The organism is Mesorhizobium sp. WSM4308, from assembly GCF_002294905.1.
Lineage (GTDB): Bacteria > Pseudomonadota > Alphaproteobacteria > Rhizobiales > Rhizobiaceae > Mesorhizobium.
In genome coordinates, this window is sequence record NZ_NSFW01000031.1 from 1 (window position 1) to 16,224 (window position 16,224).

General features: G+C 57.1%; 12 protein-coding genes and 3 pseudogenes. 4 read left to right on the plus strand and 11 right to left on the minus strand.

What is annotated here, in order from left to right; all coding sequences use genetic code 11:
* Positions 1-4: 4 nt before the first annotated feature.
* Positions 5-1,690 carry a GMC family oxidoreductase N-terminal domain-containing protein gene (locus tag CK227_RS34885; protein WP_063169348.1) on the plus strand — a complete coding sequence of 562 codons (1,686 nt, stop codon included), beginning with the start codon at positions 5-7 and terminating at the stop codon, positions 1,688-1,690.
* An 81-nt stretch (positions 1,691-1,771) separates the two neighbouring features.
* On the opposite strand, the pseudogene CK227_RS37675 reads toward CK227_RS34885, so the two are convergent.
* Positions 1,772-1,915, minus strand: a pseudogene (locus tag CK227_RS37675) (transposase); the annotation flags it as partial.
* 456 nt (positions 1,916-2,371) lie between these two features.
* On the opposite strand from CK227_RS37675, the gene CK227_RS34890 reads away from it, so the two are divergent.
* Both CK227_RS34890 and CK227_RS34895 read left to right on the plus strand, forming a co-directional pair.
* Complete coding sequence (locus CK227_RS34890) at positions 2,372-3,301, plus strand: 2-oxoglutarate and iron-dependent oxygenase domain-containing protein (protein WP_063170383.1); 930 nt, start codon at positions 2,372-2,374, stop codon at positions 3,299-3,301.
* Between the two features lie 476 nt (positions 3,302-3,777).
* Positions 3,778-4,218: a GNAT family N-acetyltransferase gene (locus CK227_RS34895; protein ID WP_158515807.1), complete on the plus strand. Its 441-nt coding sequence runs from the start codon at positions 3,778-3,780 to the stop codon at positions 4,216-4,218.
* Positions 4,219-4,360: 142 nt separating this feature from the next.
* Here CK227_RS34895 and CK227_RS34900 read toward each other — a convergent pair.
* From CK227_RS34900 to ectB, 10 genes and pseudogenes are all read right to left on the minus strand, one after another.
* A pseudogene (locus CK227_RS34900) lies at positions 4,361-4,591 on the minus strand (IS3 family transposase); the annotation flags it as partial.
* Between the two features lie 117 nt (positions 4,592-4,708).
* Positions 4,709-5,878, minus strand: a complete 1,170-nt coding sequence (locus tag CK227_RS34905; RefSeq protein ID WP_063169356.1) for a Xaa-Pro peptidase family protein — start codon at positions 5,876-5,878, stop codon at positions 4,709-4,711.
* Between the two features lie 81 nt (positions 5,879-5,959).
* Complete coding sequence (locus tag CK227_RS34910; protein ID WP_082826583.1) at positions 5,960-7,228, minus strand: acetyl-CoA carboxylase biotin carboxylase subunit family protein; 1,269 nt, start codon at positions 7,226-7,228, stop codon at positions 5,960-5,962.
* A gap of 313 nt (positions 7,229-7,541) precedes the next feature.
* Positions 7,542-7,985, minus strand: a complete 444-nt coding sequence (panD, locus tag CK227_RS34915) for an aspartate 1-decarboxylase (RefSeq protein WP_063169354.1) — start codon at positions 7,983-7,985, stop codon at positions 7,542-7,544.
* Between the two features lie 986 nt (positions 7,986-8,971).
* Positions 8,972-10,165: pseudogene (locus CK227_RS34920) on the minus strand (IS256 family transposase).
* 64 nt (positions 10,166-10,229) lie between these two features.
* Positions 10,230-10,433 (minus strand): hypothetical protein, encoded by a 204-nt coding sequence (locus CK227_RS36555; protein WP_141245431.1) that lies wholly within the window; start codon positions 10,431-10,433, stop codon positions 10,230-10,232.
* Between the two features lie 488 nt (positions 10,434-10,921).
* Positions 10,922-11,389 carry a transporter substrate-binding domain-containing protein gene (locus CK227_RS37680; RefSeq protein ID WP_224571101.1) on the minus strand — a complete coding sequence of 156 codons (468 nt, stop codon included), beginning with the start codon at positions 11,387-11,389 and terminating at the stop codon, positions 10,922-10,924.
* On the minus strand, positions 11,367-11,735 hold the full coding sequence (locus CK227_RS34930) for a GNAT family N-acetyltransferase (RefSeq protein WP_063169352.1): 369 nt from the start codon (positions 11,733-11,735) through the stop codon (positions 11,367-11,369). Before CK227_RS34930 ends, CK227_RS37680 begins: the two co-directional genes overlap by 23 nt.
* 328 nt (positions 11,736-12,063) lie before the next feature.
* Entirely contained in the window at positions 12,064-13,524 is a 1,461-nt protein-coding gene (locus CK227_RS34935; RefSeq protein ID WP_063169351.1) for an aldehyde dehydrogenase family protein, read from the minus strand.
* Between the two features lie 225 nt (positions 13,525-13,749).
* Positions 13,750-15,066, minus strand: coding sequence for a diaminobutyrate--2-oxoglutarate transaminase (gene ectB, locus CK227_RS34940; RefSeq protein ID WP_063169350.1), 1,317 nt, complete (start codon positions 15,064-15,066; stop codon positions 13,750-13,752).
* A 621-nt stretch (positions 15,067-15,687) separates the two neighbouring features.
* On the opposite strand from ectB, the gene CK227_RS34945 reads away from it, so the two are divergent.
* Positions 15,688-16,152, plus strand: a complete 465-nt coding sequence (locus CK227_RS34945; protein WP_063169349.1) for an Lrp/AsnC family transcriptional regulator — start codon at positions 15,688-15,690, stop codon at positions 16,150-16,152.
* Positions 16,153-16,224 lie beyond the last annotated feature (72 nt).

Here is a 16,224-nt window from a genome sequence, read left to right on the forward strand (position 1 = left end):
TTGCGTGGTTTTCGATTATATCGTCGTGGGTGGTGGCTCCTCTGGATGCGTGATGGCGAGCAGGCTCTCCGCCTATGGCGCTCGCGTGCTGCTCATTGAAGCTGGCCCTGATACGCCGCCGAATGCCATTCCTGACGACATCCAGGATGGCGACCCAACGCGTGCTTACCTTAATCCCGGTTATCGATGGCAGTCACTCCACGCGACAACGGTGCGAGGTGGCCGCAAGCCTGTCCATTACGAACAGGCGCGCGTCATGGGTGGCGGCTCCAGCATCAATGCCCAAGTCGCCAACCGCGGCGGGCCCGGAGATTACGATGAGTGGGCCTCAAGCGGTGCAACGGGCTGGGGTTGGGAAGACGTGCTGCCCTACTTCCGTCGTCTAGAATGCGATTTGGATTTCGGCGGGGAATTTCATGGCACGAACGGCCCCTTGCCAATCAAACGTGTGCGCCAATCAGACTGGTCGGGCTTCATCCGGGCAATCTCCGATGCTTACGATGCTTTGGGGCTTCATTTCAGGCCAGACTTCAATGGTGCATTCGGTGATGGCTATTCAGTTGTCCCATTGACCAACCGCAATGGTCATCGGGTCTCCTCCGCGATGGCGTACTTACCCGAAACCGTCCGCTCTCGCCGCAATCTAACGATTTTATCCGAAACGACAGTTGCGCGGCTGACCTTTTTGGGAACAACGGTAACGGGGGTCGAGACGGAGAACAAATCGGGCGTGCAATCGTATAGCGCTTCTTGCGTTATCCTGTGCGCAGGAGCACTCCATTCACCCGCCATATTGATGCGCTCCGGGATCGGCCCCGCGAAGGAATTAGTACAATTCGGAATCCCTATCGTTGCAGATTTGAAAGGTGTGGGCCAGAATCTTCAGGAACACCCCACGATTTGCGTTTCGGCCTATTTGAAGCCGGCCGATCGCTTGTCACCCGGCGTGAGCGAATATATTCAGATGCACGCCCGCTACTCGTCGGGTTACGAAGGCTGCCCGTCGACCGATATGGCAATATCGACTGTTGCCAAATCATCCTGGCACCCGCTGGGGAGGCGCCTCGGCACTCTCGCCGTGTGGGTCAATCGCAGCTACTCGACGGGAACTGTGGCGCTCAAGGGTAGTTCGCATAAAATAGAGCCGGAGGTCGATTTCAACTGGTTGAGCGACAAGCGGGACGCCGAGCGCCTCAAGCAGGGCTTTCGCTTCATAGTCCGCCTGCTGCAGCAAGATTCGCTGTCCTCTGTGGCGCTGGACCCGTTTCCGTCAGCGTTGAATGCGCGAGCGAAGCTGGTGAGCAAGGTCACAAGCACAAACTATGCACTCACGTCATTTCTGGCGCTGCTCATGGACGCGTCGCCGCGGCTGCGCCGTGGGCTGATTAGGCGCGTCATAACGGATGGGGATAGCATTTCCGATCTCGTCAACGACGAGAAACATCTGGATCGGTATATTCGCCAGAACGTCATCCCAAGTTGGCATCCGACGTCGACCTGCAGGATGGGGGCAGCCGCGGATCCTGGCGCTGTGACCGATCCGTCGGGACGCGTTCATGGTATTTTGGGTTTGAGGATCGCCGACGCTTCCGTCATGCCATTTTGCCCTCGGGCGAACACAAACATTCCGACGATTATGGTGGCTGAGAAATTGGCCGACACAACCTTGAGAGACGGCAGACGGAGCTAAATCGCTGCCTGCTTTGCTGCTCGGCTAGTCGTCTCGTCGAGACGGCGGATAACGTCGACAAGCGCTTCCTCAGCTCATGTGCTCCTTGGTGCCGCCAGGCAGAACGCCGAACCCGATGTAGATGGCTTTTTTGCGAACGAAGTCTTCGTCCCTGAGCTTGACCGCTCGACCCGGATAGCGTCGAAAAAGACTATGGGATAGGAAAATTTCGAGCGGTCGGTTTCTGCCATTCGGCCATCGTCCGGGACGGCGTGTGTGATGGACGAGCTCAGGTAGCTGGCGATACCTCGCGTCATAGAGCTCTTCGAGATGGCCGATCCTGCCATGAAACCCGGAGGTCGGCGCTGGTCTGGATTGAGCCTGGAAGTCATAAAGCAATTCAGAATTGTAAATCGCTCTTAGTATCTTGGCCGTGATAATGTTAAACTAACCGCGACGGATGTAACAATATATACAACTATATTAACATACAAATCGTTGTTATCTTCACCAGGAAGCGCTAGAGATCAATTGCTAAGACGGAATCACCGCCCAGCCATCGGCTTAGCCTTAGAATGGGACATCATGTCGACTTTCGTTATTATTGGAAGAGACGGCGCGTTGCCCACATCCAAGGAACTGTCGACTTTGAGAGCCGCGGCAAACACTAATCAACTTAAGCGCCCAAAAAGGGGATTGACTATGACCACGCTGCCGAAAATTTCACTTTCGAAATTGAGAGACGATGCAACGCGACGTGACGAGCGCCAGCGCCTGCAAATGGCATGCCAGGAATACGGGTTCTTCTACCTTGTCGAGCACGGCATCCCCGGGGAACAGATCGCGCAAGCCATTGAGGCTTCCCGGCGATTCTTCGCATTGCCACAGTCGGTTAAGGAACGCTACGGGCACGCCTTTCAGGACGTGTACCCCACTGCCGCCCGTGGATACAGTCCTTTACACGGCGAAATGCTACATCCTGAGGCCGGCTTCGATCCAAAGGAGGTATTCGACCTCGGAATTGAGAACGAAGGCGACCGGCGTCCGTTCTCCGGCCGCACGCGCCTTCCGGATGAAGCCTTGGCTCCTGGCTTCGCAAGAAACCTGCTTGCTTTGCAGGCTACCGTGCTCGCCGGGATTGTCCCCCAGATCGGGGATGCGCTGGCGGACCTGATAGGTATGGAAGAGGCATGGTTCCAACGCCATTTCAGCACGCCGACGCTTGGGCAACGCGTGATACGGTATCCAGCTCGCGGCGGCACTTGCGCAAAGCACACGGATCATGGCTTCTTCACGCTGCTGCTGCAAGAGGAACTCCCCCTGCGTTCCTTGCAGGTGTGGTTCCGCGGTCGATGGATGCCGGTGCCGAGCCTGCCCGATAGTCTCGTAGTCAATCTGGGCGACCTCCTTCAGGTCTTGAGCGACGGCCGCTTCAAGAGTACGCCCCACCAGGTCGTGCATAGTGGTCCGACTGATCGAATTTCGCTGCCCTTCTTTATTTATCCCGAGATCGACGCTCGCCTGACTTCGCGACAAGGGCAGCAAGTTAGTGTTGTAGAAATGATGCTGCGCAACGTTGAGTCAATATGGGTGACTGGGAATGGCGCCGGACGCGCGCGCGAACTGCAATGATTGTCTGCTTTTCTAAAGCATGCGCAATTATGGCGCCGACGCGGTGCAGATCTCCGTGGTAAGCTGGAAGAACTCTCGCATCCGCTAGATTGTCCCGCCGTCGCGCGTGTAGCGCGGCGGTCGGAAGCCCGCTTCGGGATGAATGCACCTATGGTGTCAGATTGTTTGCATCGTGTGGTCGCAGGGAAAGATCGCACTAGATCTGCACCGCTGTCGCAAACGTGCTGCGGGAAAACCTGAGGGAACTTGATCCCATGATAACGCTCGCCCAACTCGCGCTTGACGTATCGCGAACCGAGCTCCCGGGAACCAGTTCCAGCGCGACCACGACGCCGTCACAGGCGGAAAGATCTTATAACACCCGGCGGTCGCGTGCTGCACGTCTTGCGGGCCGGTGGCAGTTATCGCAAGCCGTCAACCTTTCAGGCCGAACACCTCGCGCCCTGGAGCCCATTCTCAGCCGGAGCCCGCCCCTCATGGAGATTCGTCTCGCAGGCACTGCCGACCGCGATGCATGGCGGTCCCTTTGGTACGCATATTGCGCCGACCAAGGTCTCAATTCATCAGAACAGGCGACAGATAGGATCTGGCGGCGCATCGAGCGCCCAGACGAACCGATTAACGCGCTGATCGCGGTCTCAGCAACTGGCGTTACCATAGGTTTTGCTACCTTTGTCATTCACCCGTATACTCTTAGCGATCGTCCGGTCTGTTTTCTCGCAGATCTCTATGTCGACGAGTCTTCGCGGCGCCAGGGGATTGGCCAAGCCATGCTCACGAATCTGGCCTCCTACGGTCGCGACCAAGGCTGGCTGAGAATCTATTGGAATACGGACAGATCAAATTATCATGCGCGGGCGCTCTATGACAAGATCGGTAAATTGAGTCCATACCTTACCTACTACTATGACCTGTAGACTTGCTCTGAGGTCGTAACGAAAGCGCATTGACCTGCCCCAGTCTTTTAAACAGTGGCGAGTAGACTAGAGGTGCAGCCATTTATGTTGCGCACATGGGCTTGCAGCGGAATGTATTTTCGGCGCGATGATCCATTGATCAGGCAAGGACCGTGTTCGAGGTAAACTCCGTGCGGTGGTCTGCGACGATCATGCCGGGCTTGCCGCGCTGGGCGATCAGGTCGTCAGTTCGCGAGCAACGCGGCGACCAGAGATCTGTGTCCGGAATCGCGTAAGGCATTCGCGCGTCACGTCGTCGACGAGTTGATCGGCCGCAGGAGAACTGGTCGTACAGCGACCAGCGTGCGTTCGGCTTCGCCTCGACACGGATCGGCCCCGCATGCCGACCGCCGCTCGCCGTCCGCACTTCAACAAGGTAGGCGACATCTCGTCGACCGGCAAGATCTATTCCGGACGTCCGCGCTGTCGTTATGACAAGCCATATTCTAATTTAGATCTCAAAAATCTTCCGGGGAGCAGTGGTCAGTACCTCGACGCCGGAGTCTGTGACACGGAACGTTTCGCTGATGACGTATCCAAAATCCTCCTCGATCCAATTACCTAACATCAGGTGAAAGGTCATGTTTGGTAGCAACTCTGTCATATCGCCATCCTTAAGGCTTGCGGTCGGCTCCAACCAACCAATGCCGTGTGCATAGCCGCAACGCGTCTCCTTTTTGAGGCCCCGCTTCTCGATGCTGCGATTGAAGGCGTTGGCAACATCGCTGCAAGTCGCTCCTGGCCGTATCGCATCAAGAGCGACCTCAAGGCCGGCGACTTGGATCTCATGCACGCGACGTAGACGATCGGAGGGTGAGCCGATCGTGTAAGTGCGCATAAGCCCAGCACAGTAACCATATCGCGCACCGCCGATTTCGAGATTCACCTGCGATCCATAGCGAAAAACGTCCTCGCTCCACGGAATGTGGCACGTTCCCGTTCGCGGTGATGAACACAAACTTATTCCCTCGATCCCGCTTCCTGGCTTACCGTTTGCGCCGCGCACCAACGTTGCCACAATTTCCGCGCACGCGTCTGCTTCACGCACCCCGGGGCGTATTACCTCAGCAGCGCGTCGAATCGCGGCGTCTGAGATTGCCGCCGCCTCCCGCATTACAGCTATCTCGAGATCTGACTTGATGAGCCTTTTCCAAGTGACCGCCTTAGTAGCATCGACGATCGTGGCACCAGGCAGGCGCATCCTAAACTTTTTCGCCGATTGCGATGGAAGGCAGCATAGCTCGATTCCTATGCCTCGACTCGCGAGGCCGACGTCCTCCAAGTAATCGACTACCGCGTCATAGCCATCCTTGTCAGGATTTCCAATATACGCTTCGGGGTATGCGACGATTTTGTCGCGCTCCATAAAACATTGATGAATGGCTGCCGGCGCATCACAGCGGCGCAGAATGAACGTCGGTTCCTCTTCTCGTATCGAAACCACAACGGCCTGAGGAACATAGGCTGATAGCGCGGTGTACCCCGTGAGATAGGTAATGTTATGTTGGTCGGAAACGACGAGCGCGTCGATATCGCACCGACCCATTTCGAACTTCACCGAGCCGAGCCGGCGAAGGTATTCACTTCTAGGGAATGCCTGGGGTCCCTTGGATATATTCATAAGTTTGAACTCCAGCTATGCTTTTGACAACAAGGCGAGCTATTGCGGGTAAGAGTTCTTATGCTGGCGACGGATCACCTCTCAGTTGGGGGGGAGTCGTGGGGCTGCAGATCGCTCCTGTTCGCCCGACGGCGGTGTGATAGACCAAGCGATTAAGTCGACAGCTCGTTGGAGTATCGCTTCGGTCTGAGCAAGGCTGGGTGAAACGGCGACGACATGTCCTATCCAGTCTCGAAAATCGCCTTTCCTGAAGATCGGCGCGTTGGGTTCAACATACAATTTGATTTCAGCGACACCTGGTACCGCGATCGCCTGACTGCCGCCATCGATCCAATCGAGGGTGCCGTCGCAATCAGCAACTAGGAACCGCGCGGCTGCGGTCTGCAAATGCCTTCTGCGCAAATCCCATTCCTCGCCGACGACAAGCTTGATGTGCTCGGTGACCAGATCGACACCGCTCGCCAGTTGGACCAGTTCAGGCTCAAGCGCACCAGCAAGACGCGGATTCACTTCGATTACAACCGGGCCATGATTAGTCAACCGGAGCTCGATGTTCGTTGGCCCCCAATTAAGGCCAAGAGCTTGCAAGCACCTCAGCGAAACATCAACGATACGGTCATGATCGTCTTCCGCAAGCGGGGCCGGGAAGGTCGTTTCACGGAAGACGAAATGCGGTGGGGGGCCGAAATCAACGGCGACAATCCCAATAACCTCATTGCCCATTATCTCCACGCTATAAAAAGGGCCGCGCGCGAATTCCTCAACCAATATCCTCGGCGAAGACGGCCAGATGTGCTTCCCACCCAACAGATAGGTCGTGTGGTCAGCTAACTCATCGGCGTTGCGGCACAATCGGACACCGATGCTACCGCTGCCGATTGCCGGCTTAACAATTACGGGAAAGCCGATCTCCGCGACAGCGCTTTCTACTTCTGCCACATTCAGCGCCATGCGATAAGCGGGTATCGGAACTCCGGCTTCCGCAAGTAGCTGGCGCTGAGAGAATTTGTCACAGCATCGTTCAATCAATTCGGGGTTGGGTCCCGGTAAGTCGAAATGCCGACATAGTTTGCCAACGGTTGCATAGACCGACTCGTCGATGCCCGAGAAGCCCGTGATACCAGCGATGTCATTGGTCTCACGCAGCCTGGAACATTCGCGAATCAAGGTATCAAGATTGGTTGTATCGACACGGATTGCCTCGCTTCTTTCCGCCGCAAGATACTCGTACTGTGTTGGATCAACTGATAGTGTAATTGGATGAAAGCCAAGACGCCGGGCCGCGTGGATGTATCGTATTCCATTACCTCTTGCATGGCCTTCAACCAGGATGAGAGCTTTCCTTGACATTGGCTGTTCTCCACTCTGCGTTTTTGTCGATAGGTCGTTTTGCCATCGTGGACCTCAGACTTAAAGACAACGATCCAAGGCCAAACATTCCGTGAAATTGGTCGCCTCTACCCGCAGCCGCTGGCTGAAGCTGAAGTTGCCTTTGGCGCAGCAAAATCGTCTTCCCAGATCTGGGCAGAACCGATTGGGCTTGATGGCAACTGACCGAATAGTGGCCGAGTGGGATAATGCACTGTATCGCGTACCAGAGTACTGGGGACGAGTACGCCCTTGACCGGGACCCGGCGCCACGAGCTGTCACCGAAAGGCCCTACTAGGGAGTGAGTTTTAGCGCGTTATCGCCGGGAGAGCCCTCGCGAATCGAGAACGTTATCCTTCCATCGTCGTCTATTGCACCCTCGTAGAACATGTGGTCGCAGATAGAATTATCCCGGTGGAAAGTCAGCACTCGCGGCTTGATCTCCACCATCTGATGCTCCTCGATGTATGCGGAGGAGCAAACGATTATTTCGTCCCCGACCTGACAGGTGCGAGCAGCGGCTCCGTTCAGCACGCAGCAACGAGAACCCCGCTCTCCATAAATCACGTAAGTGCTGATTCGAGCGCCCGATGATTTATTCCAGATTTCAACGAATTCCATTGGAAGGATGCCGGCTTCGTCGCAGTGATCTGGATCCAAAGTTATTGAGCCCCGGTAGTTCAAATTCGCGTCGGTCACAGTTATTCCATGAAGCTTGGCGGCAACAAATTTTCTCATCTACATTTCCTCTCGGCGGTGGGACACTGCGTCGACAAGCGATTGCTGTGTCTTGGTTTCAGGATGGATGGATGGACGTTCTGCGATTTGTCGTATTGTGGTTCTTAGGACAAAATTGATTACTCTGGCGTGGCCAGCACGAGACAGTCAGGCGAAGGCTGGTTGTGGTGGGCGGAGGCATTGCCGGCCGGCTGTCCCCCATTGGTAATGCCATCCGATACAGTTCCGACATGTTCCGTTCCTTTAATTAGTTGTGATTTCAGGTGACTGTGCCAATCGGCCCGTTCAACTGGATCGCACACAAAGTTGCAAACCTCGTGCCAAACTGGCTAATCAGGCCGGAAACAGAAATGCGTGATCTCTTTCAGCTATTTAGGTGAGCAGACCACGGATCGGATCAAGAAGGCACGTCGCGGACGCGACAAAATGTTGAGTGTAGGACGGGTTGAGGTGGCGCCCTTCTGCTGGTGGTCGTGCGGCCGATCTGGGCATCGTTGACTTCTGGCGGCGGGGATGTCGAGGACGCTCGGGTATTGGCTGTTCGGATCTTAGACGCGTGCAGCCTCATGCCTCGAATGCGGCCGTTTTACTTGTCCCAGTCGAGGCCTGCCTAAATGTTTGATCTCAGGTTTTGATGGGGCATCCTTATCTTCCGAATCAAAGGATGCACTATGGGCCAGGTTCTTCATGGGAGCGCCACGACGACAGAGGCGGTCCGTCGGGCGCCCGCTGATCAAGGGTTTGTTTTCAGCGATGGGATGGTCGCGGGGCTTACGCTCCTAAGGACGACCTTAAGAGCCCAGCCTCGCTACCGTGCCATGATCGCGCAAGGCGGCCCTCGCCGGAGGCGTACCCGAGGATCGCCCCTGACCAACAAGGAAAAGCCGGATCGACGCGGTCATGTATCCTCTAAGAGTTGTCATGACGCTTACCTCCTTCAGGTTGTGTGCGTCAAGTTCTGCAAAATGGGGCGGCCACGATGCTGGTCATGCGGCTTGGCGTAGAGCGAGCTTCTTGTGCTCGCGCAGATCGTCCATGTTGATGTAGCGGTTGGCCTCCATCCAGTTCTCGTTGGTCTCGCAGCCAGCGCCCTGACGAGGCGCAGGCAGCTTTCATTGGGGAAGATGCGCATGACATTGGTGCGCCGGCGGATTTCCTCATTGTGCCGTTCAAGCATGTTGGTGCTCTTGAGATGCTTGTGATGCTGGCGCGGCAGGCAAAAGAAGGTCAGCGTGCGCTCGATGGTCTCCTCCACCCAACTCGTCAGTCGCGGATAGCGGCCCGACCATTTGGACAGCCATGCGGCGAGATCGGCCTTGGCCTCGGCGAGATCGCGCCGGTCATTAGAGCCAGCGCAAGTCCTGCAGGCAGTCGGCGCCGTGCTTTCTCGGCAGGTGATCGAGCGCGTTCCTGAGGAAGTGGACGTAGCAGCGCTGCCAGGCGGCTTCGGGGATCACCTCGCCGATCGCCGCGACCAGGCCGGCATGATTGGCGGAGACAACCAGCTCGACGCCCTTGGGGCTGCGCGCCTTCAGCGCGACGAGGAAATCCCTCCAGGCCGAGCGGCTTTCGCGATTGGCCATCTCGACGGCCAGGATCTGGCGCCGGCCGTCCCAGTCGATGCCGACAGCGATCAGCACCGCCTGGCTCATGACGACGCCGGCCTCACGCACCTTCTCTTAGCGCGCATCGAGGATGAGGTAAGGAAACGGCTCTTGAAGGGGGCGCCTGGCAAAGGCAGCGAGGCTCTCGTCCAGCCGCTTGTTGATGGCCGAGATCGACGAGGCCGAGAACGCATGGCCGCACAGCTCTTCCGTGATCGCCTTGACCTTGCGGGTCGACACGCCCTGCACATACATCTCCGCAAGCGTCGCCACCAAGGCCCGCTCCGAACGCTGGTAACGCTCGAGAAGCTCGGTCGAGAAGCGGCCGGCCCGGTCCTGCGGAACCCGCAGCTCAAGCTTGCCGACCCGCGTGACAAGGGTGCGGCCGTAATAACCCGAGCGGTAGCCGAGCCGCTCAGGTGTGCGCTCGCTCTTCGAAGCCCCCAGCGCCTCGTCCATCTCGGCCTCGAGTACCTCCTGCATCACCGCACGGATCACTTCGTGAAGTCCGTCCGGGTCCGAAAGCAGAATGTCTTTGATGGCAGCGCTGCCGGTCTTACTTTCAATCTTGGTCATGGTGGCGTTCCTTCGCGGGAATCGGTGACGTGAACAATCACCAGCCTGCCATGACCGCCCTCTCTCAGCGAATTTGCAGAACTGTCAGCACACACCCTCCTTCATCACAAACCCAACCGAACAACTGGGCAGGTGTTCCAAAAAACGCCGAGTTCCAATAAGGACTCAGGTCCTGGTCCGCTATTGTCACCCCTTCCAAGTCGATGTGTTCGTCACAAATCTTGCGCAATTGAGAAAGGTCGCCCGGGCGTACAACTCTGATTTCCACAGTATTCTCCTGCTTCTCGTTCCGGCACACGTCAGGGGATTTGCTTGCGCAGTTGCCTGATGTGGCAGGTGAGCCAGCCCGCATATTGGCCGTCGTATTGTGGGCCGCGACGCTCACATGTGCGCACCCGATGAAGTGTAGATGTGTTTGTTTCAGGCAATGAGGCGCGTCTTGTGAGCACCGCCACGGTGGACCTGAAATCGCCTCACAGACGCTTGCCCACTGAACACGTCCCCGCCATGACCGGGGACGTGTTAAGGCACATTGCCTTCAGCCTCTGCAGAGGTCAGCGGTCTTGCTGCCGTCCGCAGGTTGTCTTTGCCGTAGCCGTATTTGCCGAATACTGCCATCATTTCGCCAGAGCCAACATAGTCCTGCATACGGCATTGAACGCGTCGACCGCAGCCTGCTCGTTGAGCTCGAAGGCGATAGCAGGATAGTTGGCTGGCGCGATGAACGAATCGGCCAGCTCAAGGCTGTGGTCCTTCTTAACAAGTCCAGTCGCTGTAAAGTAGTCGAGGGCACCGGCGGCGGCGCGACAGCCTGTCCGCCGGCGGTCCGGCGACCTGCATGATTTTGTCGTCGGCGATGCCTGACTTTTTCGCGTCCTGGACCGCGGTGTAGCCTGTATCACTGACGAAGGTGAGTCCCTTGTCACGCACATCCTCATAAGAATGCAGCCCTTCCGGGTTGCCCTTAGGCACCAGCAGTGCGCCTCTCTCCGTAGCGATCGGTTCGCTGAACAGCACGTTGCGGCAGCGCTCCGGCTTGATCCACATGCCGGCCGTGATGAAGTCGAAGCGGCTAGCCTGCAGGCCGGGGACAAGTGAGCCCCATTCGGTTACGACCGGCTCGATTCTATTCTCGTGTTTTTGCGCGACGCACGCAAATGCCAGACAATCCGATCCCCAAATTAATTCCCAGCACCGCAGGTTATTTGGTGTCCGCTTTTTCAACGAGACGCTCCATGAGCGTGCTGTAGGCGACAAAACCGGTGTGAGACCAGAAGGTCTTGCGGCCAGGATTGGTCTCCAGCACGTCGAGGAAAATCCTTGATTTGTTGTGGAAACGAGACCGAATAAGCAGCTCAAGGGTCCTGCAGCCAATCTCCGAACGTCGGTGTTGGCAGCTGACGTAGAATTGCCTCAAAAAGACGCGTTGCCCACTCGGCTCCGCATTGTCTGGCTCCAAACGATGAGTGGCGAGGCCCACAATCTCGCCGTTCTGGCTGAAGAGGTCGACCATCCAAATTTCGCGATTCACCAACTGAATAAACCGCTCCTTGAGTTCTGAAACCGTCATCGGGGTTTCGATGCTTCTCGGCCTCGATCAACTCGCGGTTCAACATTGCCAACTTGTCGAAATCTTCGGCGGCAGCTCTGCGAATCTCAATTGTCTCTGAAGCACTGTGATCCTCTCCTGACCCATGCGACCCACGCAGCGGGCTAGGCAATGCGCTCCTACATGTCCGTGGTGGGTAAAGCCCGTCCGCAGCCAAAAATCCTATGATTAGAGTTGTTCTCGATGACCTCCGATACGGATTCTCTCGCCGGGCTTATTTCGATTTGGTCGAGGTCATTGAATCCTGCATCGCCCGACAGCCGCGCCGTCGGTAGGGATCAGCAAGCGTTCAATTTCCAGATGGTGGCTGCGAGAGGCGGATACCAACGTTTCTCGTCTGAACGTAGCCGTCCAGCGCTTCCTGACCCTTCTCCCTGCCGTAGCCGGACTGGTTTATCCCACCGAACGGTGTTTCCACCCCGCCCACATACCACCCATTCACGTACACTTGACCGGCCCAAAGGCGGTCGGCGGTCCAGAGGGCCCGGTCAATATCCCGCGTGAACACGCCCGCTGCCAGACCGTGAACGGTGTCGTTCGCGAGATTGACGGCCATTCCCGGATTATCGAACGTGGTAACGGCAAGAACAGGACCGAATACTTCTTGCTGGAAGAGATTGCTGTCTCGCGCGACATCGGCAAACACCGTGGCCGCCATAAAGTAACCGCTCCGCTCCGAAAGCGCAGTCCCGCCGGTTACGAGTCGCGCGCCCTGCGAGAGGGCCGTCTGGCAGGCCCGCTCAACTCCTTGTCGTTGGTTTCGGGAGATCAACGGGGTGATGTCGCAGTTTTCGCGTCCTGGACCGACCGACAGTCCTTCGACGCAGACCCTCACTCTTTCCACCAGTTTGTCTGCAATAGAACGTTCCACAATAAGACGTGTAAGGTTGTTGCAATTCTGGCCTGCATTCAGAAAGGTCCCGACGCGTACCGCTTCCACAACGCAGTCGAGGTCGGCATCGGAATACACAACTGCAGCCGACTTTCCGCCCAGTTCCATTATGCAGGGCACGATCCGATCCGCTGCCGTCTTGAGCACCGTCCGCCCAGTAGTAATCGAGCCCGTGAAGACGATGTGGCGAACGTCGGGATGTTCGATCAGCGCCTGGCCTGCCGTTTGGCCGTATCCAGTGAGCACGTTGACCGCTCCGGCAGGCAGCCCCGCTGTCTCACAGGCACGCGCAAGTTCAACTCCGGAAAGGGGAGCTAGTTCCGGCGACTTCACCACGACTGAGTTGCCGGTTGCGATGGCGCAGGCCAGCGAGCGGGCCGTCAGTTCAAGTGGACCATTCCACGGAACGATCTGGGCGGACACGCCGAAGGGACTTCTGACTGTGTAGTTGACCAGGTTGGCCCCGCGCGGGATCGAGCGCCCTTCAAGTTTGTCGGCCAAGCCACCATAGTATCGCAGGTATCTGATGGCGGTCTGAACCTCGCCATCGGCAAGTTCCAATGCCTTCCCCGTCTCCGCGCAGTTAATGGCTGCGATCTCGTCGAAACGCGCTTCAAGGGCGTCGGCAACGCGAAACAACATGCGACCGCGATCATACGGATGCATGTCTATCAGCACGCGGTCGCGAAAAACGCGGTGAGCAGCAGTAACGGCAAGCTCGATGTCTTGGGGTCCTGCTTCAGCTACGACAGCAATCGTTTCGGCGCTCGCCGGGTCATCGACCTCGATGCGTGTGCCGGACACAGAATCCCGCCACTCGCCATCGATATAATTTTTGACTACGTCGTTGCTGGCCATCCAGTCCTCTTTCTTATCGCTCGATTTTCTTCGAATTGGCGCAGCGACAGTGGTCGGCGCCGCAGGAAGAACGGCAACCGTGGTATCGGTCCGGCAGTGAAAGCCCTAGTCTGCCGTTCAGCCGCTCCGAGTTCGCCCACTGCCACATGCCACGGAACGGCCTTCCCGTTCCGTGACTGCGAGCGGCCCGATTTTGGACCTGCTAGTGGCCCGGTGCTTTGTCGGCTAGCGAGCCGCGCCTCCACCGTCGAGGGTAGTCGCTACTGCGCCAATGCTGTCGCGAATGATGGACAGACCACGCCGAAGGTCAGCCTCGGCGATGGTGAGGGCAGTCATGAACTTAAGCACCTCACCGTATGAGCCGGCGATCTCGATCACCAAGCCCCGACGAAAAGCCTCCTGGGAGACCAGACCTGGCAAGGAGTGGTGCTTCGGTGAAACGAGTCCGTACATCAGACCGCGGCCTCGCACGCTCAGGCCGAGGGTGGGGAATTCCTCGGTAATCGCGTTGAGTTCTTGGACCAAGATCGCAGACTTGCGAGCGATCTCATCCTCGAACTTGGAGTCGGACCAGTAAGCTTCGAGGGCCGCACGAGCAGTGACGAAAGCATAGTTGTTGCCTCTGAAGGTCCCGGTGTGTGCGCCCGGGGCCCAGACATCAAGTTCAGGCTTGATGAGAATAAGGGCCATTGGGGTTCCGATCGCCGACAAAGATTTGGACAGGGTAACGATGTCCGGCACAATTGCAGCCGCTTCGAAACTGAAGAAACTGCCCGCGCGACCGACCCCGGCCTGGATGTCATCGAGGATCATCAAGATTCCGTGCCGCGACGTTAGCTCGCGCAGCCGTTGCAGCCAAGTAACGCTCGCAGCATTGATGCCGCCTTCACCTTGGATCCCTTCCAGGATCACCGCGGCAGGTTTGTCGAGGCCACTGTTGGGGTCATTGAGAAGCTTTTCGAAGTAATCGATTGTGTCAACTGACGCCCCCAGGTAGCCTTCGTATGGCAACGATGTCACATGGGCGAGGGGAAACCCGGCAGCGGCCCGGTGCTCCTTGTTTCCCATCGCTGCCAATGCTCCAGCGCTTTCCCCATGGAACGAGTTGGTAAACGAGACGATGTTCGATCTCCCGGTCACCTGGCGAGCCAGTTTTAGACTCGCTTCGACCGCGTTCGTACCTGTGGGGCCGGGAAACTGTAATTTGTATGTCAGACCACGAGGCTTGAGAATGTATCGCTCGAAAGCTTCGATGAAGGCTTTCTTGGCCGTCGTGGCAAGGTCCAGCCCATGCACAATTCCGTCGCGCTCGATATAATCCAGCAGCGCCTTCTTGATGACGGGGTTGTTGTGCCCATAATTCAAAACGCCTGCACCGGCGAAAAAGTCGAGATATTCCCGACCGTCTGCAGCGATGAGAGTGGTCCCGACTCCGCGATCGAATAGGGCGGGGAAGGCGCGGACGTAGCTGCGCACCTCAGACTCCAGGCGATTGAAAACCGCGAGACCTGCATCCATTTCAGGTGCGAATTGCTTGCTCATAGGCGAACTCCTCAATCTGAAGCCTGCAAAGCCAGGCCTCTTCTGCTTTATGAAGTGGCGTGTAGGTGCCGTTGTGAGACAATAGCGCGCTACATTGGGCGCCTTGCGCAAATTCTGAGCGGCGGGATGCAGTAATTATGCGAAATTGCCGGCAGGTTGCATAAGGCCGGCGGTTTGTGTGGCTGCGGTGACGATTTTTCCCAACCACCTCAAGACGGCTGCATTTGATGCAGCAACCGGGGCAGGCGAACCTAGCGCTCGATTCCCTATACACAGATGAGACTCTTGGCAGCGTGAGCCAACGAATGGAAGCCGAAGCGCGGAAATAGAGGTCCCCCCTATCATCATCGTCCAGTCGGCTTAGCGTTTAAGTTCCGAGACGTTTCCTCGGCCGAACTGGGCGCAAGGCCTCGGCTTTTGACCGTCGGCTGCCATTGTCAGTTGGGCGATGGTGGACAGCACTCTTCGGCCAATGGCTATAACTGACGTCGAGGACGATAGCCGACTTTGGTCCCATGCCTGGCCTGATCGTTTGGGCTTCCGTCTGCGCGGGGTTGAGGCTACAGTCGAGTGCATATCGCAGTTTTTCTGCGCAAATTGCAGCTATTCCGGAGAATGACCATGGAATTGGATCGGATAGATCTGAAAATCTTAAGCGCTGTTCAGCGCAACAATCGCCAAACAACGGAAGAATTGGGCCAACTGGCCGGTATATCGCCCACGGCCTGTCAGCGGCGATTGAAGCAGTTGCGACAAATTGGCGTAATTGAGGCTGATGTTGCAATCGTGTCGCCTGAGGCGGTGGGCAGGTCCCTGATGATGCTGGTCTTGGTCGACATTGAGCGCTATCGTTCCGACGTCATCGATCGCTTCAAGCAGTCTCTACAGAAGGCGCCTGAAGTAATGAGCGCGTATGCGGTCACCGGTAACGCCGATTTCGTTCTCCTTCTCTCCGTGCGTGACTTGGCAGAGTACGACGCATTCTCGAGGCGTTTCTTCTTTGATAGCCCGGCTGTTAGAAATTACAGCACGATGATTGTGATGGATCGCACGAAGGTAACCTTGGCGGTGCCAATCGATGTATAGAACGCGCAATCTTACGCGCATTCAACAACTGGTTGATCCGATTCACCGATGACTGGCGCAAGGGTCAGCCGC